The sequence below is a fragment of the Staphylococcus sp. AC872 genome (genome assembly GCF_979255425.1).
Map to the genome: position 1 here is coordinate 1 of NZ_CEEDKW010000011.1, position 26,748 is coordinate 26,748.

A 26,748-nucleotide genomic window follows, 5' to 3' on the forward strand; every position below is an offset into this window, starting at 1 on the left:
CATGTTTTACTTACTTAATAGCATGAGCTATTAAGATCAATAGCCCATGCCAGGCAAATAATAGGATGCGATGAGCCACATTGAGACCGCAAGGTCTCTTTTTTTATGTTTAAAATAAGAAAGTCAACGCAGAGCAAATGCGTTTAGACGATGAATTGAAGAATGAGCGTAACGAGCTTAGTCTATCTAATAGTTGAAAGTAGAAACTAAAACGAAGCCATGCAAGTTTACATAGCTTCGTCTAGTTTAAATTAATAATGAATATAGCATTTTATTTTCATTAATGTAAATGTTTGAAGAATCAAACTGATTTACATTTTCTTTTAATTGTTGTAAGTCTGTATGATCTTTAAGTTGAATACCGATAATTACAGTACCAGTATTTTGAGATGATTTCTTTAAATATTCAAATTTAGTGATATCATCTTGTGGTCCTAGTACATCATTAACGAATTCTCTAAGTGCACCAGGTCTTTGAGGGAAATTAAGAATGAAATAATGTTTCATTTCTTCGTATAATAATGAACGTTCTTCAATTTCTTTCATACGGTTAATATCATTATTCCCACCACTTACGATGCAAACTACTGTTTTGCCTTTGATTAATTCTCGATAGTCTTCTAATGCTGCTACACTTAGCGCTCCAGCAGGTTCTGCAATAATTGCTTGTTTAGAATACATATCTAGGATTGTTGAACAAACTGCACCTTCATCCACTTGCACATAGTCATGTACGAAAGATTTAGCAATTTCAAATGTAATATCACCAACTCTAGCAACTGATGCACCGTCTACAAATTTATCAATGTTTTCTAATGTTACAATTTTGTTATTAACTACTACAGATTCATACATACTACTAGCTCCAGCAGGTTCTACACCAATGATTTTAGTTTGTGGAGAATAGTCATGAAAATAAGTACTGATACCTGAAATTAAACCACCACCGCCAATAGCTGCAAATAAATAATCAAAATTGATATTTTCCTCGCGAGATTGTGTAATCATTTCTTTAGCTAATGTACCTTGACCTGCAATAGTATAAACATTATTAAATGGATCAATAAAAGTCATATTATTTTGTTTAGTATATTCAAGCGCTTCTGCTAAACAATGGTCAAATGTGTCACCAGTTAATTTAATTTCAACATTACCATTTCCAAAGAATTGAACTTGGTTAATTTTTTGTAATGGTGTTGTGACTGGCATAAAAATGACAGCTTTTAGATTAAGTTTTTTTGCTGTGTAGGCCACGCCTTGAGCATGGTTTCCAGCACTAGCACATGTAATCCCTTTACTTTGAATGTCATCAGATAGGACTGAAATAGCATTATACGCACCACGCAATTTAAAAGAGCGTACCCATTGCAAGTCCTCTCTTTTTAAATATACCTTACAATCATACTTTTGAGATAAATAGTGATCTAATTGTAAAGGCGTTTCTTTAACTATATCTTTAAGACGTAAATAAGCTTCGTCGATATCTTTGGTTGAAACTGTTGTTTTTACTGTCATAATTTTCCCACCTTAATGTACTTTTTCATATTTTTCAATTAAATCTTCATATTGTAAAGTAATATCAATATCATCAAGACCATTGATTAGCTTATTCTTCCAGGTTTCATCGATATCAAAGTGGAAGGTTTGTTCTGTTGATGATACAGTTTGATTAGGTAAATCTATTGTGATCTCTTTGAATGATGCTAGATGTTCACGTGAAGGTTTATCTAAAACGATAGGGAGCATGGCATTCTTAGTACAATTCATATAAAAGATATCACTATAACTTCCAGCAATGATAATACTAAAACCATAGTCTTTTAATGCCCAAGCAGCATGTTCTCTACTTGAACCACAGCCAAAATTATCTCCAGTGATTAAAATACTAGCACCTTGATATTCAGGTTTGTTTGGATTGAAGTCTGGATTATCGCTTCCATCTGGTAAATAACGCCATTCATCAAAAGCAAATGGACCAAAACCAGTTTTTGAAATCCGTTTTAAATGAACTTTTGGAATAATTTGATCTGTATCAATATTATCGTAAAAGAGAGGTACAATTTTACCTTGATAAGTTGTAATTGGTTTGATATCCATCTAAACGACCACCTTTCTAACATCAACAAATCGTCCATTAATTGCTGCTGCAGCGGCCATAGCAGGGGAGACGAGATGAGTTCTTGCTCCCTTACCTTGTCTACCCTCAAAATTGCGGTTACTTGTTGATGCACAATGTACGCCTTCAGGTACTTGGTCCGGATTCATACCTAAACACATTGAACAACCTGGTTCACGCCATTCAAATCCAGCTTCTTTGAATACTTTATCAAGTCCCATTGATTCTGCTTCTTTTTTTACTGTTCGTGATCCTGGAACAACAATAGCAGTAATATTAGGATGCACATGATTGCCTTTTACAATATGACTAGCTTCGATCAAGTCAGTAATTCTAGCGTTAGTACATGAACCTAAAAATACATAACCTAATTCAATATCTTCAGCTTTTTGTCCTGGTTCAAGTCCCATGTATTGATAAGCTCGTTCGTCATTAGAATCTTTAATTTCAGGGAATGGGGTATTAAAATTAACGCCCATTTCAGGATTAGTGCCCCAAGTTACTTGAGGTTCCAATTCTGAAACATCCATTTCAATGACTTTGTCAAAAATAGCATCTTTATCAGAATAAAGTTGTTTCCATTCAGATATTGAGCGTTCGAAATTGTCAGCATAAGGTCTACCTTTTACATATTCAAATGTAGTTTCATCTGGTTGCATGATTCCATATTTTGCACCTGCCTCAATAGCCATATTACATATTGTCATTCTAGCTTCCATTGAAAGGCTTTTGATTGTTTCACCAGTGAACTCTAAAGCATAACCAGTACCAAAATCTACACCGTATTGATTAATAAGGTAAAGAATAATATCTTTAGCGTATACACCCTTAGGTAATTTTCCATTGATATCAATCTTCAAATTTTTAGGTTTAGTTTGCCAAAGCGTTTGTGTAGCAAATACATGTTCTACCTCACTCGTTCCGATACCAAAAGCTATGGTACCAAAAGCGCCATGTGTAGCAGTATGAGAATCACCACATACAATAGTCTTTCCTGGTTGTGTTAGTCCAGTTTCAGGTCCAACCATATGCACGATTCCTTGTTCATCTGATCCCATATCAAATATGTGTACACCGAAGTCTTTTGCATTTTTTTGTAGCGTGGTAATTTGCTTATTTGCAATTTCATCTTTGATATTAAAAATATCTACTGTTGGGACATTATGATCTAATGTAGCAAAAGTTAAATCGGGACGTCGTAAGCGTCTATTTTGAATTCTCAATCCTTCAAACGCTTGTGGTGATGTTACTTCATGTATCAAATGTAAATCAATATATAATAATTGAGGGTCACCTACATTTCCATGCAAGACATGTTTATCCCATACTTTGTCAAATAGTGTTTGTCCCATAAGATGACGCCTCCCTTAAGTATAAAATTCTTTTAAAAATTTAATAATTTGTGATGTAGTATACGTACCGCCTAAATCGGCTGTGCATTTTCCATCTCTAATGAGTTGATATACATTGTTCTCTAATTCTTTAGCTGCCTCAATTTCATTGAAACTTTCACGTAAACACATTGCTAAAGATAATATCATTCCAAAAGGATTGGCTTTATCTTGACCAGCAATATCAGGTGCAGAGCCATGAATAGGTTCATATAATCTTGTTCCATCTTTACCAAAACTAGCTGATGGAGATAATCCTAAAGAACCTGGAATGACCGAAGCTTCATCGCTTAAGATGTCTCCAAATAAATTTTCAGTGACAATGACGTCAAATTGTGTTGGACGTGTAATCAAATGCATACTGCAGGCATCTACGAGTAAATATTCTACTTCTACATCTGGATAATCATGTTTTACTTCCTCTACCGTTTTTCTCCAAAGTTTACTTGAAGCAAGTACATTTTCTTTATCGACTGACGTTAACTTCTTATGTCGTTGCTGCGCTATTTCAAATGCGACTCTAACAATTTGTTCAATTTCAGTACGTGTGTAAGTTAAAGAATCTAGTGCATGATGATCAGTTAATTCACGTGGTTCTCCAAAATATAAACCACCTGTTAATTCTCTAACAATAACTAAATCAGTACCTTCAACTCTATCTTGTTTGAGAGGTGAAAGATGGCTCGTGCCATCAGTCACAATAGTAGGGCGAATATTAGCATATAAATTAAGTGACTTTCTTAATTTTAATAATCCTTGTTCTGGACGTACGTTAGGATTAGTCCATTTAGGACCTCCGATAGCACCTAATAATATCGCATCAGCATTTTGACAAGCCTTTAAAGTTTCATCTGTAAGAGGTGTGCCATAGACATCTATGGCAGCTCCTCCAAAATGATGTGTATCTACTTGATACTCAAAATGATATTTTTGACTAATTTTTTCTAGAACTTCTAAACTCCCATTTAGTATTTCTGGGCCTATGCCATCTCCAGGTAAAGCAACGATATTATAGGTCATGATTGGATACCTTCTTTCTCTTTAGCGTCTGCATCGTATTTTGCATGTGCCTCAATATAAGCTTTACATGAAGCTTTTAAAATATCGTGATCAATACCTATACCATTGACTTCTTTATTGTTGATTACAAGATTAACATGTACTTCTGCTTGAGCATCTGCTCCTTCTGTAACGGAATCAATGCGATAATCGATTAATTCTGTTTCACGTTTAAAGATACGATCAACTGCATTATAAATTGCGACAATAGAACCTGTACCAATACTTGAGTCTTGATAAATGCTGCCATCTTTATCTTTAATTACAACAACTGCACTTTGAAGTCCATTAGAAACGAATTGAAGTTGTAATGCTTCTAGTTGATAAATCGCACTTTGTTCATGTTCTGAGCCCTGAATTAAAGCATGAATATCGCGGTCAGAAACCGATTTTTTCTTATCAGCAATAGATTTAAATTGTTTAAATAAATTAATTTGATCGTCTGGATTAATGTCATAGCCTAATGCTTTTAATTTTTCAGCAAAGGCGTGCTTACCTGAAAGTTTTCCTAAAGGTAATTCTGTAGTACTAACACCAACTAATTGAGGCGTCATAATTTCATATGTTTCACGATGTTTAAGAATACCATCTTGATGTATACCAGATTCATGACTGAATGCATTTTGTCCTACGATAGCTTTATTTCTTGGTACACGAATACCTGCATAACGAGAAATTAAGTCAGAAGTTTTCTTAGTTTCTTTTAACTCAATTTGTGACTCTATTCCATAATGATCTTTACGAATATATAGTGCTAAAGCGACTTCTTCTAGTGCTGCGTTACCAGCACGCTCGCCAATACCATTTACAGTACCTTCTACACGTCTCGCGCCACCTTCAATAGCAGCTAGACTATTAGACACCGCCATACCTAAGTCATCGTGACAATGTGAACTATAAATAATTTCATTATCAGATTGAACGTATTCAGTTAAAGTTTTAAAAATTTGTCCATATTCATTTGGGTAACTAAAACCTACAGTGTCAGGAATATTAATAATGGTTGCACCAGCATCAACAGCTGTTTGTACACTTTGTATTAAAAAATCCATATCTGTTCGTGTTGCGTCTTCAGGTGAGAATTGAACGATATCAAATAATTGCTTAGCATAAGTGACATGTTCTTTTATAGAATCTAAAACTTCTTCTTGAGACATTTTCAATTTATGCTCTAGATGAATAGGGGATGTCGCAATAAAGACATGTACTAGAGGTTTAGCAGCATGTTTTGTTGCTTCATAGACTGCATCAATATCAGACTTGATACATCTAGCTAAACCACAAACAGCAGTTGTTGTTAAGGCTTTAGAAATAGCTTCCACTGATTTGAAACTACCTGTACTAGAAGCAGGAAAGCCAGCTTCGATAACATCTACACCCCATTTTTCAAGTTGTAGTGCTATTTTTAAACGTTCATCGAATGTGAAATTCACTCCAGGTGTTTGTTCACCATCTCTAAGAGTGGTATCAAATATTTGAATATGGCTACTCATTTTAATCAACTCCTTAATCCATTACTTTTCAATGCTTTTTGATTTAATAAATGGCATCATATCACGTAATTTACGTCCCACTTTTTCAATTGGATGACCGGCTTGTTCTTCACGCATTTTATAAAATTCTTTAAATCCGTTTTTATTATCTTCAACAAAACTATTAGCAAATTTACCGTTTTGAATATCTGTTAAAACAGCTTTCATATTGTCTTTGACATCTGGTGTGATGATACGACGACCAGATACATAATCACCATACTCTGCAGTATTAGAAATTGAATAACGTACATTATCCATTCCGCCTTCATACATTAAATCAACGATTAATTTCATTTCATGTAATACTTCAAAATAGGCTAATTCTGGTTGGTAACCAGCTTCTACTAATGTTTCAAATCCACTTTGAATTAATTTGTGGATACCACCACATAGCACAGCTTGTTCACCAAATAAATCTGTTTCTGTTTCTTCTTTAAATGTTGTTTCAATTACACCAGCTCTTGTAGATCCGATACCTTTTGCGTAACTTAGTGCAATATCTCTTGCATGACCTGTAGCATCTTGTTGAACACCAAATAATGATGGTACAGCACTACCTTCTTCAAATGTACGTCTAACTAAGTGGCCTGGTCCTTTTGGTGCAACTAAGAAGACATCAACATCTGCAGGGGGTTGAATAACACCAAAGTGAATATTAAAACCGTGAGCAAATGCAAGGGCATTACCAGCTTCTAGATTAGGTTCAATTTCTTTTTTATATACGTCACCTTGGATTTCATCTGGAATTAAAACCATGATAACGTCAGCTTGTTTCGTTGCTTCTGCTACAGGATATACATCGAAACCATTTTCTTTAGCTTTATCAAAAGAACGGCCTGGACGGATACCGATAACAACATCATATCCGTTATCTTTTAAGTTTTGTGCATGAGCATGGCCTTGTGAACCATAACCAATCACTGCAATTTTTTTACCTTCTAAAGCGTCTGTTTTTACTGATTCATCATAATAAACTGTTGTCATAATACATTCCTCCAAAATAATTAAAAATTAGCAATATTCCGAAAATTGATGTGAGTAATAAACATTAGATGATAGCTGTTCGGTTATTATGCTTTTTTAGAACACTAGCGCATCGATGTTTTTCCATTTATATTAAGCAGAGTATTGTTCTACGTTTAAAACATTTATTTGTTGTTGTAATTTATTTAATAAAATATTTAATACGTCTTCATCCTCAATATTAACAATAAGTTCCATATCAGAAATATTAGGATTATCGTCACGTTTTTTGACATGTAATTCTTCAATATTATATTGCAATCTGACGAATGCACTAGTAATTCTATTTAAGGTGCTTACTTGGTTCATTACTTCAAATTTTAAATGTCGTTTCATTAATACCCCTCCATCTCATTATTACCTTTACCACTTGGAATCATTGGATTAACTGGTTCAATAGGAGAGATACGGACTTCAATAAGTGCTGGTCCTTCATACTTAAATGCTTCATCAAGTTTAGATTTAAGTTGCTCGGGTTGATCAATTAAGAATCCTTTAACACCATAAGCTTCTGACATTTTAATGAAATCAGGTTGATCATTAAATACTGAATGTGAAAATCGTTGCTTAAAGAACTTATCTTGCCACTGTTTAACCATACCTAATGTACCGTTGTTGATAAGGACGATTTTAATATTTAAACCATATTCTGGTAAAAGTGCCATTTCTTGATTTGTCATTTGGAATCCACCATCTCCGACGAAACAAACGACTGTTTTATCTGGTGAAGCGAGTTGTGCACCAATGGCAGATGGAATACCGAATCCCATAGTACCTAGACCGCCACTAGTTACCCATTGACTGTGAGTTTTGAATGGATAGAATTGAGCTGCCCACATTTGGTGTTGACCCACATCTGTTGTGACAATGGCATCACCATTTGTGATTTTACCAATATATTCTATTGCCTCTTGAGGTTTACAAAAGATGTCTTTGTCTTCTTTTTCATATTTAAATGGGTGATTTGCTTTATTTGATTGACAGTATTGTAACCATTCATCATGCGATGGAACATTAACTTGAGCTGTGTCAAGTTGTTCTAGCACATTTTTACAATCTGCCACAATACCTAAATCAGTGGCTATGATTTTGTTGATTTCTGAAGGATCTATATCTACATGAACCACTTTAGCATTAGGCGCAAAAGCATCTGGTTTACTGGCAAGGCGATCATCAAATCGACTACCTAAGTTAATTAATAAGTCACACTCGGTTAATGCCATATTACTTGCGTATGAACCGTGCATACCTCCCATACCTAAAAATAGGGGATGTTCGTAAGGAATAGCACCGAGCCCTAAAAGTGTTGTGACAGTTGGGATTTGATGTTGAGTAACAAATTGAGTGAGTAATTCATTTGATTTTGAATGATTGACACCAGCACCTGCTAAAATTAAAGGCTTTTTAGAATCATTTAAATATTTGACTAACGTGTTAATATCACTTGATTTGGCTACAGTATTAACTTGATAACCTGGTAAATCGATATCATCAGAAAGTCCTACATTGGTAGATAATACGCCCATATCCTTAGGGAAATCTACGACTACTGGACCTTTTCTACCAGAATTGGCTACGTGAAATGCTTCGTGAACGATTCTAGGAATATCTTCCACTTTTTTTACTTGATAATTTTGTTTAGTAATAGGAGCGGTCATTGATAATAAATCTGCTTCTTGGAAAGCATCTTTACCAATACCTGGTGTTGCGACTTGTCCTGTAAAGACTACTAATGGTAATGAATCACTATGAGCATCAGTGATACCCGTAATAGCATTCGTAGCTCCAGGACCACTTGTTACAACTACCACACCAGTTTTACCAGAAATTCGCGCATATCCTTCAGCAGCGTGCGTTGCACCTTGTTCATGTCTGGCTAAAATATGTTTTATTTTACCGTCATAAAATGTGTCATATAAAGGTAATACAGCACCACCTGGATAACCAAAGATAAAATCGACATCTTCATTTTGAAGTGCTTCAACTAATAACTCAGAACCAGGACGCATCTCATTGATAGTCTGAGTCTTCATATATTCAGGTTTGCTAGATTCAGCAACTTTCATGGTATCTACAGGTTGGTTCGATGTTTCCGTATTATGTTCTGACATATCACTAAGTTTAGTCATTAAAATCAACTCCTATTATTTAGATAAGGTTCTCAGGTACTTGCATAATGCCTCCAGTATTGGCACTTGTTACTAATGATGTATAACGTGCAAGATAACCAGTTTTAACCTTTGCTTTAAATGGTTCTAATTGTTCTCTACGACGATATAATTCCTCTTCAGGTTGATCAACATTTAGAGTACGATTTGTTAAATCGATTGTGATATCGTCACCATCTCGAATGAGTCCAATCGGACCACCAGATGCGGCCTCAGGGGAAATATGTCCTACTGCAATGCCTCGTGTTGCGCCTGAAAAACGACCATCTGTGATTAAGGCTACATCTTTCCCCAATCCTCTACCGACAATTGAAGAAGTAGGGGCTAGCATTTCTGGCATGCCTGGTCCGCCTTTTGGTCCTTCATATCTGATAACGACCACATGACCTTCTCTTACTGTATGATTATCAATGGCTTCAACTGCTTCATCATGTGAATTAAAGCAAATCGCTTTACCAGTGAATGTCTTAATTGAAGGATCAACACCACCAACTTTGATAACTGCACCCTTAGGAGCCAGATTACCAAATAAGATAGATAAACCACCTTCTTTATCGTATGGATTTTCGAGTGAATGGATAACATCAAAGTTTTTAATTTCTTTGCCTTCATTATTTTCTCTTAAAGTTTTTCCGGTTACTGTAATTCTATCTGGATGTAATGTACCTTCTTTTTTCATTAATTCATTGATAATTGCGGGTACACCACCAGCTTCGTGTACATCATGCATTGAGTATGAAGAACTTGGAGCAATCTTAGATAAGTAAGGTGTATTTTTAGCGACTTCATTAATACGTTCCAAATCATATTCAATGCCGGCTTCATTAGCAATTGCTAATGTGTGTAATACAGTATTTGTAGAACCACCCATAGCCATATCAAGTGCAAATGCATCATCTATCGCTTCTTTGGTAACAATATCTCTAGGTTTAATATCATTTTTGATATTTTCTACTAATCTAAATGCAGCTTGACGAATCATTTCGCGGCGTTGGTCACTAACAGCTAAGGCCGTACCATTATAAGGTAATGCTAAACCAAGTACTTCCATGAGGCAGTTCATTGAATTAGCAGTGAACATTCCTGCACATGAACCACAAGTAGGGCAAGCATTTTGTTCCATATCCAAGAATTCTTCTTTAGAAATAGAACCTTCTTTAAATGCACCAACCGCTTCAAACATAGAAGATAATGTTAATGCTTTACCTTGAGCAGATAAACCAGCTTTCATTGGACCACCTGAACAAAAAATTGCAGGTACATTAGTTCTAACAGCTGCTAGTAGCATGCCTGGTGTGATTTTGTCACAGTTTGGAATATAAAATACACCGTCAAACCAGTGGGCATTGATGACAGTTTCTGCAGCATCAGCAATAATTTCTCTTGAAGGTAAAGAATATCTCATTCCAATATGACCCATCGCAATACCGTCATCTACACCAATGGTATTAAATTCAAATGGAATGGCACCTGCCTCGCGAATAGCTTCTTTTGCAATATCAGCTAATTCTCTTAAGTGAACATGTCCAGGAACAATATCAATATATGAATTACAGATAGCTACGAAAGGTTTGTTCATATCTGTTGGATTTTGAAGAGCGCCCGTAGCATGTAAAAGACTTCTTGCTGGAGCTTGGTGATCTCCTTTTTTGATCATGTCGCTTCGCATAATAAATTCCCCCGTATTTTTTGTACTATAAGAAAATAAAAAACGTCCCAATGGTTATTGGGACGTTCAATAAGTCCCATTCAATTACAAATAGGACTTAAACATTTAGTAAATGAAATAATTACTAAAGTTCGAGCCCTTGAGAGTATAATAAAATAATAATATTTGAAGTTGTCGTTGAATGTTGAGTTGTATAATGTCTCATTTTATTATACTCCTTTCGTTGAATGGTTATTTATTCTAAATAGTTTGAATTGTTTTAAAATTTATAAACTTAATTTACTATAAGCCGAAAATGATGTCAATGATAATTTAGAATTTTCTTACAATTCTAAATCTATTTTGTTAAAAATATTTACGAAGAAATATAAGACAAAATTTGTTACACTAATTAAGTTAATATATTTCTTGAGTAGTTAAAAAGAAAATAGGAGAATGACCTATGATTAGTATTAAAGATAAAAATGAAATGAAACAATTTGCTAAAAGATTGGTGGCACTAGTTCAACCTGGAGATTTAGTTTTACTTAATGGAGATTTAGGTGCAGGTAAAACAACATTCACTCAATTTATAGGTGAAGCTTTGGGTGTTAAACGAACAATCAATTCACCTACATTTAATATTATTAAATCTTACAAAGGTACAAATTTAAAGTTACACCATATGGATTGCTATAGACTCGAAGATTCGGATGAAGATTTAGGGTTTGATGAATATTTTGAAGATGATGCGTTAACAGTAATTGAATGGAGCCAATTTATTGAGGATTTATTACCTAATGAATCACTGACAATAAATATTGAAGTGATTGATGAAACAAGTCGGCACATCAAGATAGAAGCTAAAGGAGAACATTATGAAGTTATGAAGGAGGCGTTAGAACAATGAAATTGTTATTGATAGATACGTCCAATCAGCCTTTGTCTGTCGCATTAACAGACGGCAATGATGTTCTTGCTGAAATTACCAACAATACAAAGACGAATCATTCAGTGCAACTAATGCCTATGATTCAACGTTTATTTAATGAAAGTAGTATGTCAAAAAATGATCTCGATGGTATCGTAGTTGCTGAAGGTCCTGGTTCATATACTGGATTAAGAATTGGTGTGACGACTGCTAAAACGCTTGCCTACGTATTAAATTGTAAATTATATGGCGTTTCGTCATTAAAAGCTTTGGCAGCAACTATTAACGAGAATAACAAACTTTTAGTACCCATTTTTGACGCAAGACGTGAAGCGGTATATGCAGGGATATATCAACAAAAAAATGGGTTATTAGAAACTGTATTAGATGATCAATATATTTCAATTAATGACTTGAAGCAGAAATTACATGAACTTAATCAACCCTATGTATATATCGGTGAAGATACAGTTAAATTAGCACATTTAATAGATGGTGAGGGGATTAATCAATTACCACAAGCGTCAGTCATGAAAAATTTAATTACCGAGCCCACTGATATCCATAGTTTTGTTCCTAAATATCATAAAATAACTGAGGCGGAAAGAAATTGGATAGACCAACAGAAGAACAATTAAATATTAGAAGAATGAATAAAGATGATGTTCCAGCAGTCTTTGACATTGAAAGAAGCAGTTTCAATGATAGTTCGTGGTCAATTGATGCATTTTATCATGAAATCGAAAAGAATGAGTTTGCTAATTATTTTGTTATAGAATTTAATCAAGCGATTATTGGATATTTAGGGTTATGGGTTGTCATTGATCAAGCACAAATTACAACAGTTGCCATTTCAGAGCATTTTAGAGGATATGGTTTAGGACAATTGTTATTAAAATATGTCATGAATTATGCAAGTCATCAATGTGATGTAATGAGTTTAGAAGTAAGAGTGGATAATACAGTCGCTCAACATGTTTATCAAAATTTAGGTTTTCAATTTGGTGGAAAACGAAAAAATTATTATGGAGAAGGGCAGGATGCATTAGTCATGTGGGTGAATTTACGTGAATAAGCAACAGACATTAATTTTAGCAATAGAGACAAGTTGTGATGAAACAAGTGTAAGTGTTATAAAAAATGGTACAGAAATATTATCTAATACAGTGTTAAGCCAAATTGAAAGTCATAAGCGCTTTGGCGGTGTAGTACCTGAAATTGCTAGTCGTCACCATGTCGAAGGGATTACGACGACAATAGATACCGCTTTACAAACTGCAAATGTGACTATGAATGATATCAATGCTATTGCTGTAACTCAAGGGCCTGGACTTATAGGTGCGTTGCTCATAGGTATTAATGCGGCAAAAGCACTTGCATTTGCATATGATTTACCGTTAATACCAGTTCACCATATTGCAGGACATATTTATGCGAATCATTTAGAAACACCGTTAACATTTCCATTGATGGCTTTAATCGTTTCTGGTGGTCATACAGAATTGGTTTATATGAAGAATCATTTAAATTTTGAAGTCATAGGTGAAACAAGAGATGATGCTGTAGGTGAAGCATATGATAAAGTAGCACGTACCATTGATTTACCCTATCCAGGTGGACCTCAAATTGATCAATTAGCAGCTAAAGGTGAAGATACGTATCAATTTCCTAGAGTTTGGTTAGAAAAGGGAAGTTATGATTTTAGTTTTAGTGGGCTAAAAAGCGCAGTTATTAATCAATTGCATAATCAACGTCAAAAAGGACAAGAGATTGTACCAGAAAATGTTGCTACAAGCTTCCAAAACAGTGTTGTTGAAGTGTTAACGACTAAAGCTATACATGCTTGCAAAGCGTATAATGTTAAACGATTAATCGTTGCTGGTGGTGTGGCAAGTAATCGTGGGCTAAGAGAAAGTATTGCTAAACAATGTGAAGACAATCAAATTCAATTAACCATACCTACACCGAAATTATGTACTGACAATGCAGCGATGATTGGTGCAGCAGGTCATTATCTTTATTTAGCAGGCATTCGTAGTGATATGTCAATGAACGGAAAAAATAACATTGATATTGAAGATTTTTCAATTGAAACCTTATCATAATTAAAAAGTCAGTAGTGCGAGATTAAATATATTCTCGTACTACTGACTTTTTATTATATATCCTTAACTTGTTGTTTGGCACGTTCATAAATATCAGAAGGAAATTGTGTCAGTCTTAACAATTCGATTGCATTTCTTGTATTAGCTTTACCCGGTTTGATTTTAAAGTCAAACGCAATGGAATCATCTTTAATTGATTCATTAAAGTGGTAATTTGTAAAAGATATATTTAATAAATTTGATAATTCAATATCATGAGTTGCTGCTAATACGTAGTAATTAGGCAGATGAGATAAATAGGTTAATACTGATTCGGAAGCGGCAATACGTTCCGTAGTATTGGTTCCTTTAAATATTTCATCAATGAAGCAGTATACTTGATTCTCCGTAGAAATATTGAATAAACGACGAATTGATTTTAGTTCAGCCATAAAATAACTATCTCCTGATAAGACGTCATCAGCATTAGCCATTGATGTATATACTAATCCAGGCACATATTTAAATTGAGAGGCTGTCGCAGTGTCAATTGTTTGAGCCAAAATAAGATTAAGTGCAACAGTCTTCATGAAGGTTGATTTACCAGACGCATTCGAGCCTGTTAATAAAATATTTCGATTGAGATTTAAATCATTTGGAATAGCATTGTTGATTAATGGATGTACAAGTTGATTAAATTTACATAATTGTTGATGAGTATTACTATATTGAATGATTTCTGGTTCGCAATATTCTTGCAATGTCTCTTGATATAAAGCAATGGCATAATGATTATCTAAATGGCCTATATAATCATAGCATTTTAATACTTCATTTATGTATTTATAGTAACTATGCTGAATAGTATGGAAAATTAGATAATCTAACATAAATATAGTTTTAATCAATAAAACAAAGGCTGATGCTAAGTCTACGCTTTCGATTTTGGCTAATATACCACTCAAATAACGTGCAGTTTTAAAGTGATTGAAATTGACGTCTACTTGTGGTGTTCCCTCTATCTCAGTAAGATTTTTAACACTGTTTTAAAATATAAGCAGTATAAAAAATGGTTTTTAAATCTTGTTCAAATGTTCGTTTTAAACTGACCGATAAAATGATATTGATCATGCAAGCTATGACGAATATCAGAATGCCATTTGACGCATCAAAGCATGTATAAATTAAAGCGATAATCGGTAATAATGGTGCTAGCATAAATATTTTTTGACACTTAATAGGTGTGAGTTGATCGGGAAAATGGGGATAAACACTTTTACCTACTAAACCTAACCGTAATGAAACTTGATTCCTAAACGATGTATCTTCTTTAAAACGTTTAAGTAATATTTTATTGTTTACTTTATACATCCTACGTAAAGTAGCATATAAACGCATTTCACCAAGTGCTGTGAAATTGAAATTCATACTTTGAAATAAGGCATCCATATTTAAGTCAGACCAAGTTTTGTCATCGACAAGTTGATGTTCATTATAATGATCACTATAAGTTTGAAATTGATAATCATATTTCGCATTTGGCCTAATAAATTTTTCTATCTTTTCTTGATTAGGCCATAAGCCGTTAATTTTATTAATGAACTGTCTTCTATTGACGATTGATGTAATAATACTAACGACGGTGGTTAAAATAATAACGCCTAATACAAATAATAAAAATAACTGTACATCGTCCATTGAAAAACTCCTTTATGTATAGTTATTTTAATTATTTCATATCATTTAATATGAAACAATCAATGATAATAATGAGAAGTTAGAAGTTATGTCAATAGGGAACATGCGTACTTATCAACAATAAGTGCACAACTTGTGGATAAGTGGTGTTAATTTTTGTGGATATAGTATATTTTCATCTGAATAACTTTTAAAAATAGTTACATATTACTTGTGGATAACTAGGATAACTCTGTGGATAGCTTTCATATAGGCAATAATCATTGTTAATAATAATCAATAAAACGATAGAAAAAAGACACTAAAAAGTAGAAACTCTACTTTTTAATGTCTAGTAAAATAATAGTTATTTATAATTTTTCTTGTAATTCTTCCCATTCCATCATTGCTTGTTCTAATTCTTGTTCGGTGTTTGATTTTAATTCCGCTAATTCATTGGATTTAATAGGATCACTATAAACATCAGGTTGTGTAAGTTGATAATCAATGTCTTCGATCTTTGCTTCACATGATTCGATGATAGCTTCACGTTGCTCGATTTCACGTTCTATTTTGCGTTGTTCGCGACGACGTTGTTTTTGATTTTCATATGATGATGTCGATCTCTGTTTGGTGCTTGGGTTATTTGTAGACTCAATTTCACTTTCCGCTTTAGCTTTTAGAGCAGCAGCTTCTTCTGTTTTTTCAATATAATATTGGTAGTCACCAAGATACATTTTGCCACCATCATGATCTAAGTCAAATACTTTATTGGCTAATTGATTGATGAAATATCTATCATGGGATACAAATATTATAGTACCTGCAAAATGCTCTAAAGCTTGTTCTAACATTTCTTTTGAATCTATGTCGAGGTGATTGGTAGGCTCATCTAAAATAAGTACATTATCACGTTGTAACATTAACAAGGCTAGTTGTAGTCTTGCTTTTTCACCACCTGATAAATCATTGATGATTTTTTTGACATCGTCTTGTACGAATAAAAAGCGTCCTAATACTGCTCGAATATCTTTTTCGTTCATATTTGGATATTGGTCCCACACATAATCTAGAATGGTTTTATTTGATTTGAATTCAGCTTGTTTTTGATCATAGTAACCAATTTTCAAATTAGCACCAAATGTGACTTCGCCACCGAGTTGACGTTGTCTTTGAGCAATGGTTTTAATCAAAGTGGTTTTACCGACACCATTTGGCCCTATAATTGCAATGTGATCGCCTTTGGATACTTCCATATTAATAGGTTTAGTAATAGGGGTATCATCATAACCAATTTCTAATTGTTTGATATGCATGACGTCATTTCCGGTATTTCTATCAAATCCAAACTGGATATTGGCACTTCTTGCATCAATCATAGGTTTATCTATACGTTGAATTTTTTCTAGGGTTTTACGACGACTTTTTGCCATGCCACTTGTTGAAGCTCTTGTAATATTTTTTTCTACAAATGTTTCTAATCTTTTAATTTCTTCCTGTTGTTTTTCATATTCTTGCATACGTTTTTCATAATATTTATCTCTTTGTTGAATAAATTGTTCATAATTACCAATATATCGTTTGACGCTACCTAAAGCGACGTCATAAACTTGTGTAACGATTTTGTCTAAGAAATATCTATCATGACTGATAATGACAATTGCACCTTTAAAGTAGCGTAAATAATCCTCTAACCATTTTGTGGTTTCTAAATCAAGATGGTTGGTAGGTTCATCAAGTAATAATAAATCTGGTTCATTTAACAACATTTGTGCCAGTGATAATCTTGTTTTTTGACCACCACTGAAGTCATTAATAGGTTTATTAAAGTCATCTTCATTAAAATTCAACCCATGAAGAACTGTTTTAATTTTACTATCATATTGATAACCTTCTAGTTGCTCAAATTGATTTGATAAAGATTCATATTTTTCTATATGTGCTTGATAAGTAGGGGTATCATACGCATCTGCATGTGCAGCTAACCAATCGGTTTCTTGTTTGATTAATAATTCCATATTTTTTATATGTTCAAATGGTTTTGACATTTCCTCAAATACAGTGGCGTTAGAGTCTAGTGTCATTTGTTGTGTCAAATAGCCCATCTTAAGATTTTTAATCTTTGAAATATGACCACTATCATAATCTTCAACGCCAGCAATGATTTTCATAAGTGTTGATTTACCGGCACCATTTCGTCCAACAACACCTATACGTTCGCCTGTTTTTACTTCAAAATCAACGTTAGTAAAGATATCTTCACCATCGAACGATTTAGAGATGTCATTAAGTTGTAAAAGTATCATCCGACTTCACCTTTCTAAATATGCGATATCATTATAAACTATACATATAGTTTGATATGTTTAAATATTTGTTTATCATATTAATATTTATTTTACAGTATTAAGCTGTGTCTTGAAACTAGGATATTTATTTTTAAATTTTATTAATGTATAATTAGCAAGTATTCATTGTAAACAATTATTTGGATTTTTATTGTTGCAAACATATATACATAAAATTAAATTGAAACCGTTTAGTGTCGAAGGGAGACAAATAAAATGGCAAGTAACGTTAAAATTCCTCGAGCAACTTTAAAACGTTTACCGTTATATTATAGATTTGTTAGTAATCTAAAAACTAAAGGTATTGACCGTGTTAATTCTAAAGCTATTAGCGAAGCATTACAAATAGATTCAGCTACGATTCGTAGAGATTTTTCATATTTTGGCGAATTAGGTAAAAAAGGTTATGGCTATAATATAGATAGTTTAATTGAATTTTTTAAAGCTGAAATTAGTGGTAGTAATGATATTAAAATTGCAATTGTTGGTGTAGGTAACTTAGGTCGAGCATTATTAACATATAACTTTTCAATTCACGATGAAATGACAATTACAGAAGCATTTGATGTGAATCAAGATGTCATCGGTGAACAAGTAGGCCGTGTAGTTGTTAAAGATAGCAAGACTTTAAAACAAACGTTATCAAAACAAGATATTGATGTAGTCATTCTCACTACTCCTGAACATGTTGCTCAAAGTGTTACAGACGAACTTGTTGAATCTGGTATTAAAGGAATTATGAATTTTACGCCAGCAAGAGTAAGTACACCAAATGATGTTCAAGTACATCATATTGATTTAGGTATTGAATTACAGTCCTTACTATTCTTTATGAGAAATTATGATGAATCAATGAAATAGCATATTGGTCATTAGGGGGACTCTTTATGAATGGTAAATTTTTGATTCAAGTAAGTTGTATGTATAAAGCTCATTTACCTACATTGATATACATTCCCGGACAATTGGTTTTGAACGAGCATACACTAATATTCAAGTCATATTATACAAATCATAATCCTTTAAATTTAGATATTGATGTAAAAAAAATAATTCGTTACCAAGTACGTAAGGGATTACTAGGACATAAATTATTTATTTATTATAACCAAACTTGGTATAAATTCAGTCATTTTAAATCAAAAGACATACAAACGTTAGTTCATCATATAAATGAAATACAAGCGCTTTAAAATAGCGATATTTAATAGTACATCTTAAAGAGGTGTACTATTTTTTAGTAAAGTGAAAACTACATTCAATAAAGATATGCATTGGGAGAACTAATTTAGATAGTGAACTTGAAATATAACACTTTATCCTGTAAAATAACTTAGTATTTATATCGGAAAAGGGTGAAAATATGGTTTGGATGATTATAAGCGGTTTGATTGTCGGTGTACTATTAGGATTCGTAATGCAACGAACTCGCTTTTGTTTAGCAGGCGGTTTTAGAGATATGTATGTACAAAAAAGTAATAAAATGTTTTATGCTTTGCTTGTTGCGATTACAGTTCAAAGTATTGGTTTATTCATTTTAACAAGTTTAGGCTTAGTTAATGTTCCAGCACATACATTTCCAATTGTTGGTACAGTTATCGGTTCTTTTGTCTTTGGCATAGGTATCGTATTAGCAGGCGGTTGTGCTACTGGAACATATTATAGAGCAGGAGAAGGTTTAATAGGTAGTTGGATTGCACTTATTTTATATGCATTAACAAGTGCTATGACTAAGACAGGTATTTTATCACCAGTTCTAAAAGTAATTAACCAACCTACAAATGAAAATGCTAGTATGGCAGATACATTGCATATTCCAAATTGGATTTTAGTCATTCTTATAACGATTATTACTTTAATATTGGTGACTAAAACACTTAAAAAACCTAAAGTAGCAGTTCCTAAATTAAAACAAAAGTATACAGGTTTAAGACATTATTTATTTGAAAGAAGGTATCATCCATTTGTAGCAGCAATTGCAGTTGGATTAATCGCATTATTAGCTTGGCCAATGAGTAGTTCTACTGGTAGAGATTATGGATTAGGAATTACGACGCCTTCAGCAAATATTGTTAATTTCTTAATTACTGGAAATACTCAACTCATTGATTGGGGCGCATTTTTAGTTGTAGGTATATTCCTTGGTTCCTACATTGCTGCTAAAGGTTCAAAAGAATTCAAATGGCGTTTACCAGATAAGAAAACAATTAGAAATAGTGCAATAGGTGGTATTTTAATGGGCTTTGGAGCCTCTGTTGCAGGTGGTTGCTCAATCGGTAACGGTTTAGTTGAAACGGCAACAATGAGTTGGCAAGGTTGGATTGGCTTAGGTTCAATGATTCTAGGTGTATGGTTTATGAGTTACTTTATTTTTATTAAACCTATGAAACAATTACAACAATCGACTAAAAAACAACAAACAACAGTTAAACAACAAACGCAAACGACGTAAGGAGGATTTATAATGGTATATGAATTAGGTACAGTTGGGATGGTTTGTCCTTTCCCATTAATTGAAGCACAAAAGAAAATGACTGAATTAGATCTTGGCGATGAATTAAAAATTGATTTTGATTGTACACAGGCAACTGAGGCAATCCCTAATTGGGCGGCAGAAAATGGTTACCCTGTTACTAATTATGAACAACTCGGTGATGCATCTTGGACAATTACTGTTCAAAAAGCGTAAAGTACTGATAAATATAGACAGAGCATCCTACATAGGGTGCTCTTTTTCATTTCAAAGAACTAGAAAATAGTATTTAAAGCGATTACATGTATGATAGAATAAATATAAGTTTTCCAAAATATGATGGGTGAGTAACTTTTATGAAAAATATATCGGATATCGCAAAATTAGCAGGTGTATCTAAAAGTACAGTTTCTAGGTATTTAAATAATGGATCTGTAAGTCAAAAGACGCGTATAAAATTAAGTAGAATTATTAATGAACATGACTACCAACCGAATCAGTTTGCACAAAGTCTAAGAGCGACTCAAACACGTATTATAGGTGCAATTATTCCAAGGATGAACTCTTACGCTGTTGATGAAACAGTCAAAGGTATAGTAGATCAATGCCAACGACATAACTATCAATTACTACTAAACTACACTGATTTACATATGGATGCGGAAATAGAAGCAATTGAAACTTTATCTCGAAGTAAAGTGGATGCAATCATTTTAATGGCAACCGATATTACTAATAAACACTTGGAAGTAATTGATAAAGCTAATGTACCTGTCATTATAGTTGGACAAGAATACCCTGGATTACATAGCATCACGCATGATGATTATCAAGCAGGATTAAAAGTGGGTGAGTGGGTAGGTCAAAACCAACCACAACGTGTTGTATTTTTTAGTGTTACTGAGAAAGACATTGCAGTGGGTGTACATAGAAGAAATGGATTAGTCGACGGCTTATCAAAATATCAAATTGAACCAGATATATTTGAAACCTCTTTTAAATATGAAGAAGCATTACAAGACATTGAACAAACGTTAACAAAGATCAATGATGCTGACGTCATTATAGGTGCGACCGATGCGATTGCATTGGCTATTCATAAATATAGTTTTAATTCAGATCAATTATTAAAACCAACAATGATTCATGGATTTGGTGGAGACCCTATGACACAAATAGTTTCACCAATTATTCGAACGATACAGTTTAATTATTTTGAAGCGGGACAACGTGCCATGCTTGAAGTTAGACAATTGATAAAGGGTGAAGCTATTGAAGAAACCATTGTGATACCAGTGAAATTATGAAGAATATATTCAAATTATATGGAACCGATACCAGTAGAAATGATAAAATAGAAGCATCATTCTTACCGGCTCAAGTAGCCCAAGTATAAAGGATTTCGATGAGGAATTCTAAAGACAATGCAAGTTGGGGAAGACAATGATAAAGACATACATTTTTAGAAACGCATATGACTTAGCATATAGTTTCGACTTTTGTTTAATATTTATAATTGAACAAAATTACATGTATAAGTGGCACTTTATTATGAATAAACTTAACCCCATATACTTAAAAGATTACTATAAAATAGGGGGATATGAATGACTGAATGGACTAAAGAAGAACGCTATCAACGAATAGAAGATGCTGATAGCGATAAATTACTAAATTTAAAACAACAAGTAAAACTATCTCCGTATAGACAAACTTTTCATATTCAACCAGAAACGGGTTTATTAAATGATCCCAACGGTTTAATTTATTTTGATGGAAAATATTATGTGTCACATCAATGGTTCCCTTTAGGTGCGGTACATGGTTTAAAGTATTGGTTTAATTATACAAGTGACGATTTGGTTCATTTCGAACCACAAGGTGTGATACTAAGTCCAGATACTAAATTCGATAGTCATGGCGTTTATAGCGGAAGTGCTTTTGAATATCAGGGCCATTTATATTATATGTACACTGGAAATCACCGTGATCATGCATGGCAAAGACATTCATCCCAAATGATTGCTAGAATGAAAGCTGACGGATCAGTAGAGAAATTTCCTAAACCTGTCATTAGCCAACAACCGGAAGGCTATACAAGTCATTTTAGAGATCCAAAAGTATTTCAAGTTGAGGATCAATTTTATGCGATTTTAGGTGCGCAAACTATGGATGAATTTGGTAGATTATTATTATATCGTTCGAAAGATATTGTGAATTGGCATTTCCAAGGAGAAATTAAAACATCATTAAATCAGTTTGGTTATATGTGGGAGTGTCCTGATTACTTTGAACTAGATGGCCATGATGTCATCATGTTTTGTCCACAAGGTCTTGATAGTGATGAAGATAAGTATCGTAATATTTATCAATCTGGCTATATTATGGGTGATTTAAATCTAGATACGTTAGAATTTGATCATCAATCATTTTTAGAATTGGACAGAGGTTTTGATTTTTATGCGCCACAAACATTTCTCGACCAAAATGGTCAACGTATCTTAATTGGTTGGATGGGATTACCAGACACAACATATCCTACAGATGAAGAAGGTTGGGCACATTGTTTAACTATTCCAAGAGTATTAAATATTGAAAATGGTAAGTTGAAACAAAGACCTATTCAAAGCTTAGAAAAATTAAGATATAACAAAGAAACAGCTTTAGGTTACGCTAATAAATTTACAACCAAGTTACATCCATATGAGGGTAAACAATACGAATTAATCATTGATATTTTGGAAAATGATGCATCTGAAATTTATTTTGAGTTAAGAACATCAAGATATCAATCGACAATGATTTCATATAATAAAAGAGACAATAAAGTGACACTTGATCGAACTGATAGCGGTGTATTACCAGGCAATGTAGAAGGCACAACACGTAGTACAAAACTGGATTCAACCTTAACACAATTACGAATCTTTGTTGATACCTCTAGTATAGAGATTTTTTGTAATGACGGTGAACGTGTCTTAACATCAAGAATATTCCCTTCAGAGGAAGCAACTGGTATTAAGACTTCGACAGAATCAGGACAAGTCTATCTACAATTTACAAAATATAATTTGAAAGGTGATCTTTCATGAGACGTTTATTCGCAATAGGTGAAGCGTTAATAGATTTTATGCCAACAGTAACTGATACTGCACTTAAAGACGTTGAACAATTTTCTCGTCAAGTAGGAGGTGCACCTTGCAACGTTGCTTGTACAGTTCAAAAGTTAGGTGCACAAGCTGAAATGATAACGCAACTTGGCAATGATGCATTTGGAGATATTATCGTTGAGACACTGAATCAAATTGGTGTTGGTACTGATTATATTAAGAGAACAGATGAGGCGAATACAGCACTCGCATTTGTAAGTTTAAAGGCAGACGGACAAAGAGACTTTTCATTTTATCGGAAACCATCTGCAGATATGTTATATGAAGCTCAAAATATTGAAGATTTAGACGTGGGTAAGGGTGATGTTTTACATTTCTGCTCGGTTGATTTAGTAGATAGCCCTATGAAACAAGCACATTTGGCAATGGTCGAGAAATTTAATCAACATCAAGGAACCATTGTTTTTGATCCTAATGTTCGCTTACCTTTATGGGATAATAAAGAGGATTGTCGTAACGCTATATTGACATTTATACCTAAAGCACATGTCGTTAAAGTTTCAGATGAAGAAATTGAATTTATTACGAGAGAGCAAGATGAATCTAAAGCGATTGAATCGCTATTTGTAGGCAATGTTGAAGCGGTAATTTATACTCGAGGCGCTAAGGGAGCCTCAATCTATTTGAAAGATGGTACAGTTAAACATCATGAAGGCTTTAAAGTCAAAGCTATCGATACTACTGGTGCTGGAGATGCCTTTATAGGTGCTGTAATAAGCCAAATATTAATACAACAAGATATGGCGATAGAGTCATTATTTAAACAACAGGGTGAATCAATCTTGCAATTTAGTAACCTTGTTGCAGCAAAAGTAACGACAAAATATGGTGCCATTGAAAGTATTCCTACATTAGAAGAAATTGATAACGCGTAATAAAACAACCATCCGTTTTACACTGACGGATGGTTGTTTATTTATATTAATAATGGAATTATATCTTTTTGACATTACGAACTGATGCATAACAATGCTCTTTATTTTTAAAATAGACAATGCGTTCTTTAGAATCAATTGACTCAATATTTCTTCGGTTAATCACAAAGCTATTATGACATCTAAAGAAACGGTCATCTAATTGACTTAATTCTTTAAGGTTACCATAAAATTCGATTTGTCTATTATCTAAATGTGCAATTAAACGATGTGATTTACTAGATGATTCGAAAAACATAATATCGTCATATTGTACATAAACTGAATTACTACCACGCTTTAACTCTATTGTTTCTACATTACTTTCTTTAGATAATAATTTAAGTCTTGTGTGAGCTGTTTCTAAACAATCGATAATACGTGTTTTCAGTTCTGCAGGATCATCTTTGAATATAAAATCCATTGCAGCCACTTTATAAACGAAAGTGAGATACGTTAATTCACTATGACTTGTTACAAAAATGATATTACCTACAGGATCATGTTTTCGAATTTCACTACCTAATTTAATACCATTTATATCAGCTTCAAGTTGAATATCTAAGAAATAACAACCGATGTCATTCATATTTTTGGATTGCTCAAGCACTTCATAAGGATCATCAGTTGCGAGAGCAAGCTCCATAGGCTTTTCCTCAATCATAATATAATTTTTAATAATTGAAGCCATATTTTCTCGTTGTTTTGGATCATCTTCGCAAATGAATATTTTCATGATTTCACATCCTTATGATTCTTTATCGATTATTTCTATTTTTTGAATAAAAAAGCCATTTTCAATGACTGTATCTAATAATACATTATCATTATTATCAGTGATTTCTTTAAGTGTAGATAAACCTAAACCTCGATTATCACCTTTTGTAGAAAAACCTTCTTCAAATAGTTCATGCACACGAGGAATGCTATCTTTACATTTATTCATGATAATAAGCGTTACTGATTCATCTTCTTTGAAAAAGGCGATACGAATAAGGGCATCTTCTAATGATTCTGATGCTTCAATCGCATTATCCAATGTAATACCAATAATACGGCTTAATTCTATCGTATTCATATCAATGCGTTCAATCACATCGGGCACTTCAATACTAATCGCGATTTCTTTCTCTTGAGCTTGAAGAATCTTCGTCGTAATAAGACCTTTGATTTCACGGACCTTAAGCTTCTCAATACCGTTAAGTTTAAGTGAACGTGTTTCTAAGTTATCTTTCATCGGTACAATTTGTTCATTGAAATACTGACGTAAGCCTGGCATATCGTCTTCACTAATAAATTCGGACATCGTAGAAAGAATATTGACATAGTCATGTCGAAACTTACGCATTTCATTATTAATAGATTCAATTTTCAAAGTATATTCATAATACGTTTCAATCTCTTGAAGATTACGTTTATAACGTATTTCACGTAAAGTGAACATTGAAAGAATGAAAATAATGATGCTTAAAAAGATAATTAAACCAACAAAAATAATTCCATAACTTCTTAAGCTTTCGAATGCAGAAGTATTAACTAAAGAATAAGAGTAAAAAAATACAAACGATATTACTAATACTAAGGCGATGATAATATTATATGTTTTATTCATTGAAAGGTATGATGTTTTTAGTTTTTGTAATAAAAATCTCAGAACTAGAGAAGTTATCAAAGAAACTATAAAAAATACTAGCATGTATATTGTAAGTAGTATATATGTATCAGTGATTTTATCTAAAACTGTTACGTACAATACTAAAGTAGTGAAGTTGCTCAAATACATTATCAATGAAGTAATTAAAACAGCCAAAATAGAATAAAATTTAATTTTCCTATATAAGAAAATTAGGCTAGATATTACTACAAATAGTAAAGATTTCGTACCAAATAATTCGTATAATACAAGAGAAGAGATTATAATCCCTATGATGATAAAATAATCTCTTCTTGTATATTTGATAAACGATATTAATTTTGTAACCCAAAAGTATAAAATTAATTGCAAAATAGCAAACGGTATATTATTGATTAATTCCATTTAATACACGCTTTCTAAATTAAATGATGTTATTCGTATATCTTAGTTAATTCGCTAGGTACTTCTGGCTCATCAAAGAAGTTAGTACAAGGACTATAACCAGCTACAAAACCAACAAATTCCATGATTGAAGTGAAAAATTTAAAAAATAAATTGACTAAAAATTCCATAAT

Annotated in this window: 24 protein-coding genes and 1 pseudogene; 11 read left to right on the plus strand and 14 right to left on the minus strand. The window is 33.1% G+C overall.

What is annotated here, in order from left to right:
• Positions 1-246 precede the first annotated feature (246 nt).
• From ilvA to ilvD, 9 genes are all read right to left on the minus strand, one after another.
• A complete protein-coding gene (gene ilvA, locus ACZ267_RS11780; RefSeq protein WP_002466255.1) occupies positions 247-1,515 on the minus strand; it encodes a threonine ammonia-lyase IlvA in 1,269 nt (422 codons plus the stop codon).
• Between the two features lie 12 nt (positions 1,516-1,527).
• Positions 1,528-2,097 carry a 3-isopropylmalate dehydratase small subunit gene (leuD, locus tag ACZ267_RS11785; protein ID WP_002466253.1) on the minus strand — a complete coding sequence of 190 codons (570 nt, stop codon included), beginning with the start codon at positions 2,095-2,097 and terminating at the stop codon, positions 1,528-1,530.
• Positions 2,098-3,468, minus strand: a complete 1,371-nt coding sequence (leuC, locus tag ACZ267_RS11790; RefSeq protein ID WP_079449171.1) for a 3-isopropylmalate dehydratase large subunit — start codon at positions 3,466-3,468, stop codon at positions 2,098-2,100. It abuts the gene before it with no gap.
• A 15-nt stretch (positions 3,469-3,483) separates the two neighbouring features.
• On the minus strand, positions 3,484-4,527 hold the full coding sequence (leuB, locus tag ACZ267_RS11795; RefSeq protein ID WP_002466267.1) for a 3-isopropylmalate dehydrogenase: 1,044 nt from the start codon (positions 4,525-4,527) through the stop codon (positions 3,484-3,486).
• Positions 4,524-6,059 carry a 2-isopropylmalate synthase gene (locus tag ACZ267_RS11800; protein ID WP_047210912.1) on the minus strand — a complete coding sequence of 512 codons (1,536 nt, stop codon included), beginning with the start codon at positions 6,057-6,059 and terminating at the stop codon, positions 4,524-4,526. Before ACZ267_RS11800 ends, leuB begins: the two co-directional genes overlap by 4 nt.
• A gap of 21 nt (positions 6,060-6,080) precedes the next feature.
• Positions 6,081-7,085, minus strand: a complete 1,005-nt coding sequence (gene ilvC, locus ACZ267_RS11805) for a ketol-acid reductoisomerase (RefSeq protein ID WP_002466254.1) — start codon at positions 7,083-7,085, stop codon at positions 6,081-6,083.
• A 132-nt stretch (positions 7,086-7,217) separates the two neighbouring features.
• On the minus strand, positions 7,218-7,460 hold the full coding sequence (locus tag ACZ267_RS11810) for an ACT domain-containing protein (RefSeq protein ID WP_002452024.1): 243 nt from the start codon (positions 7,458-7,460) through the stop codon (positions 7,218-7,220).
• The gene (gene ilvB / locus ACZ267_RS11815) at positions 7,460-9,235 is read right to left on the minus strand and encodes a biosynthetic-type acetolactate synthase large subunit (protein WP_124747930.1); all 1,776 of its coding nucleotides are present in this window, start codon (positions 9,233-9,235) and stop codon (positions 7,460-7,462) included. The genes ACZ267_RS11810 and ilvB overlap by 1 nt, the downstream gene beginning before the upstream one ends.
• 37 nt (positions 9,236-9,272) lie before the next feature.
• Entirely contained in the window at positions 9,273-10,961 is a 1,689-nt protein-coding gene (gene ilvD / locus ACZ267_RS11820; protein ID WP_002466278.1) for a dihydroxy-acid dehydratase, read from the minus strand.
• A 442-nt stretch (positions 10,962-11,403) separates the two neighbouring features.
• Between ilvD and tsaE the strand changes: the two genes are divergently transcribed.
• The 4 genes from tsaE to tsaD are packed head-to-tail and all read left to right on the plus strand — an operon-like array spanning position 11,404 to position 13,976.
• Entirely contained in the window at positions 11,404-11,850 is a 447-nt protein-coding gene (gene tsaE / locus ACZ267_RS11825) for a tRNA (adenosine(37)-N6)-threonylcarbamoyltransferase complex ATPase subunit type 1 TsaE (RefSeq protein ID WP_002466273.1), read from the plus strand.
• Complete coding sequence (gene tsaB / locus ACZ267_RS11830) at positions 11,847-12,509, plus strand: tRNA (adenosine(37)-N6)-threonylcarbamoyltransferase complex dimerization subunit type 1 TsaB (protein WP_002466271.1); 663 nt, start codon at positions 11,847-11,849, stop codon at positions 12,507-12,509. The genes tsaE and tsaB overlap by 4 nt, the downstream gene beginning before the upstream one ends.
• Positions 12,482-12,946 carry a ribosomal protein S18-alanine N-acetyltransferase gene (gene rimI, locus ACZ267_RS11835; RefSeq protein WP_002466250.1) on the plus strand — a complete coding sequence of 155 codons (465 nt, stop codon included), beginning with the start codon at positions 12,482-12,484 and terminating at the stop codon, positions 12,944-12,946. Before tsaB ends, rimI begins: the two co-directional genes overlap by 28 nt.
• Positions 12,939-13,976, plus strand: coding sequence for a tRNA (adenosine(37)-N6)-threonylcarbamoyltransferase complex transferase subunit TsaD (gene tsaD, locus ACZ267_RS11840; RefSeq protein ID WP_002466263.1), 1,038 nt, complete (start codon positions 12,939-12,941; stop codon positions 13,974-13,976). The genes rimI and tsaD overlap by 8 nt, the downstream gene beginning before the upstream one ends.
• A gap of 53 nt (positions 13,977-14,029) precedes the next feature.
• Here the strand turns inward: tsaD and ACZ267_RS11845 are convergent.
• Together ACZ267_RS11845 and ACZ267_RS11850 are read right to left on the minus strand one after the other, a co-directional pair.
• Positions 14,030-15,653: pseudogene (locus ACZ267_RS11845) on the minus strand (MutS-related protein).
• A 350-nt stretch (positions 15,654-16,003) separates the two neighbouring features.
• Positions 16,004-17,938, minus strand: a complete 1,935-nt coding sequence (locus ACZ267_RS11850) for an ABC-F family ATP-binding cassette domain-containing protein (RefSeq protein ID WP_047210910.1) — start codon at positions 17,936-17,938, stop codon at positions 16,004-16,006.
• Positions 17,939-18,196: 258 nt separating this feature from the next.
• On the opposite strand from ACZ267_RS11850, the gene ACZ267_RS11855 reads away from it, so the two are divergent.
• The 7 genes from ACZ267_RS11855 (at position 18,197) to ACZ267_RS11885 (ending at position 24,498) form a co-directional block, all read left to right on the plus strand.
• Positions 18,197-18,841: a redox-sensing transcriptional repressor Rex gene (locus tag ACZ267_RS11855; RefSeq protein WP_002466252.1), complete on the plus strand. Its 645-nt coding sequence runs from the start codon at positions 18,197-18,199 to the stop codon at positions 18,839-18,841.
• A 26-nt stretch (positions 18,842-18,867) separates the two neighbouring features.
• Positions 18,868-19,173, plus strand: coding sequence for a hypothetical protein (locus ACZ267_RS11860; protein WP_015364839.1), 306 nt, complete (start codon positions 18,868-18,870; stop codon positions 19,171-19,173).
• A 170-nt stretch (positions 19,174-19,343) separates the two neighbouring features.
• Positions 19,344-20,432 carry a YeeE/YedE family protein gene (locus ACZ267_RS11865; protein WP_002466270.1) on the plus strand — a complete coding sequence of 363 codons (1,089 nt, stop codon included), beginning with the start codon at positions 19,344-19,346 and terminating at the stop codon, positions 20,430-20,432.
• Between the two features lie 12 nt (positions 20,433-20,444).
• Complete coding sequence (locus tag ACZ267_RS11870; protein WP_002466256.1) at positions 20,445-20,669, plus strand: sulfurtransferase TusA family protein; 225 nt, start codon at positions 20,445-20,447, stop codon at positions 20,667-20,669.
• 140 nt (positions 20,670-20,809) lie between these two features.
• Positions 20,810-21,760, plus strand: coding sequence for a LacI family DNA-binding transcriptional regulator (locus tag ACZ267_RS11875; protein ID WP_079449169.1), 951 nt, complete (start codon positions 20,810-20,812; stop codon positions 21,758-21,760).
• Between the two features lie 300 nt (positions 21,761-22,060).
• Positions 22,061-23,545 (plus strand): sucrose-6-phosphate hydrolase, encoded by a 1,485-nt coding sequence (locus tag ACZ267_RS11880; RefSeq protein ID WP_002466269.1) that lies wholly within the window; start codon positions 22,061-22,063, stop codon positions 23,543-23,545.
• Complete coding sequence (locus tag ACZ267_RS11885; protein WP_002466260.1) at positions 23,542-24,498, plus strand: carbohydrate kinase family protein; 957 nt, start codon at positions 23,542-23,544, stop codon at positions 24,496-24,498. The genes ACZ267_RS11880 and ACZ267_RS11885 overlap by 4 nt, the downstream gene beginning before the upstream one ends.
• A 58-nt stretch (positions 24,499-24,556) precedes the next feature.
• Here ACZ267_RS11885 and agrA read toward each other — a convergent pair whose 3' ends face one another.
• From agrA to agrD, 3 genes are read right to left on the minus strand one after another with little or no spacing between them, the layout of a single operon-like run.
• Positions 24,557-25,273, minus strand: coding sequence for a quorum-sensing response regulator AgrA (agrA, locus tag ACZ267_RS11890; RefSeq protein WP_002466277.1), 717 nt, complete (start codon positions 25,271-25,273; stop codon positions 24,557-24,559).
• 12 nt (positions 25,274-25,285) lie between these two features.
• Positions 25,286-26,575, minus strand: a complete 1,290-nt coding sequence (gene agrC / locus ACZ267_RS11895; protein ID WP_079449168.1) for a quorum-sensing sensor histidine kinase AgrC — start codon at positions 26,573-26,575, stop codon at positions 25,286-25,288.
• A gap of 29 nt (positions 26,576-26,604) precedes the next feature.
• On the minus strand, positions 26,605-26,745 hold the full coding sequence (gene agrD, locus ACZ267_RS11900) for a cyclic lactone autoinducer peptide AgrD (protein ID WP_002466272.1): 141 nt from the start codon (positions 26,743-26,745) through the stop codon (positions 26,605-26,607).
• Positions 26,746-26,748: the final 3 nt, after the last annotated feature.

What these genes read in the sequence shown, in the direction of transcription:
- leuD (WP_002466253.1), bottom strand. Translation starts at nt 2,097, where the DNA reads ATGGATATCAAACCAATTACAACTTATCAAGGTAAAATTGTACCTCTC.
- ACZ267_RS11850 (WP_047210910.1), bottom strand. Translation starts at nt 17,938, where the DNA reads ATGATACTTTTACAACTTAATGACATCTCTAAATCGTTCGATGGTGAA.
- agrC (WP_079449168.1), bottom strand. Translation starts at nt 26,575, where the DNA reads ATGGAATTAATCAATAATATACCGTTTGCTATTTTGCAATTAATTTTA.
- ilvD (WP_002466278.1), bottom strand. Translation starts at nt 10,961, where the DNA reads ATGCGAAGCGACATGATCAAAAAAGGAGATCACCAAGCTCCAGCAAGA.
- agrD (WP_002466272.1), bottom strand. Translation starts at nt 26,745, where the DNA reads ATGGAATTTTTAGTCAATTTATTTTTTAAATTTTTCACTTCAATCATG.
- ACZ267_RS11875 (WP_079449169.1), top strand. Translation starts at nt 20,810, where the DNA reads ATGAAAAATATATCGGATATCGCAAAATTAGCAGGTGTATCTAAAAGT.
- ilvC (WP_002466254.1), bottom strand. Translation starts at nt 7,085, where the DNA reads ATGACAACAGTTTATTATGATGAATCAGTAAAAACAGACGCTTTAGAA.
- ACZ267_RS11800 (WP_047210912.1), bottom strand. Translation starts at nt 6,059, where the DNA reads ATGAGTAGCCATATTCAAATATTTGATACCACTCTTAGAGATGGTGAA.
- ACZ267_RS11870 (WP_002466256.1), top strand. Translation starts at nt 20,445, where the DNA reads ATGGTATATGAATTAGGTACAGTTGGGATGGTTTGTCCTTTCCCATTA.
- leuB (WP_002466267.1), bottom strand. Translation starts at nt 4,527, where the DNA reads ATGACCTATAATATCGTTGCTTTACCTGGAGATGGCATAGGCCCAGAA.
- agrA (WP_002466277.1), bottom strand. Translation starts at nt 25,273, where the DNA reads ATGAAAATATTCATTTGCGAAGATGATCCAAAACAACGAGAAAATATG.
- ACZ267_RS11885 (WP_002466260.1), top strand. Translation starts at nt 23,542, where the DNA reads ATGAGACGTTTATTCGCAATAGGTGAAGCGTTAATAGATTTTATGCCA.
- ACZ267_RS11810 (WP_002452024.1), bottom strand. Translation starts at nt 7,460, where the DNA reads ATGAAACGACATTTAAAATTTGAAGTAATGAACCAAGTAAGCACCTTA.
- ACZ267_RS11880 (WP_002466269.1), top strand. Translation starts at nt 22,061, where the DNA reads ATGACTGAATGGACTAAAGAAGAACGCTATCAACGAATAGAAGATGCT.
- leuC (WP_079449171.1), bottom strand. Translation starts at nt 3,468, where the DNA reads ATGGGACAAACACTATTTGACAAAGTATGGGATAAACATGTCTTGCAT.
- tsaE (WP_002466273.1), top strand. Translation starts at nt 11,404, where the DNA reads ATGATTAGTATTAAAGATAAAAATGAAATGAAACAATTTGCTAAAAGA.
- ACZ267_RS11855 (WP_002466252.1), top strand. Translation starts at nt 18,197, where the DNA reads ATGGCAAGTAACGTTAAAATTCCTCGAGCAACTTTAAAACGTTTACCG.
- ilvA (WP_002466255.1), bottom strand. Translation starts at nt 1,515, where the DNA reads ATGACAGTAAAAACAACAGTTTCAACCAAAGATATCGACGAAGCTTAT.
- ACZ267_RS11865 (WP_002466270.1), top strand. Translation starts at nt 19,344, where the DNA reads ATGGTTTGGATGATTATAAGCGGTTTGATTGTCGGTGTACTATTAGGA.
- tsaB (WP_002466271.1), top strand. Translation starts at nt 11,847, where the DNA reads ATGAAATTGTTATTGATAGATACGTCCAATCAGCCTTTGTCTGTCGCA.
- ACZ267_RS11860 (WP_015364839.1), top strand. Translation starts at nt 18,868, where the DNA reads ATGAATGGTAAATTTTTGATTCAAGTAAGTTGTATGTATAAAGCTCAT.
- ilvB (WP_124747930.1), bottom strand. Translation starts at nt 9,235, where the DNA reads ATGTCAGAACATAATACGGAAACATCGAACCAACCTGTAGATACCATG.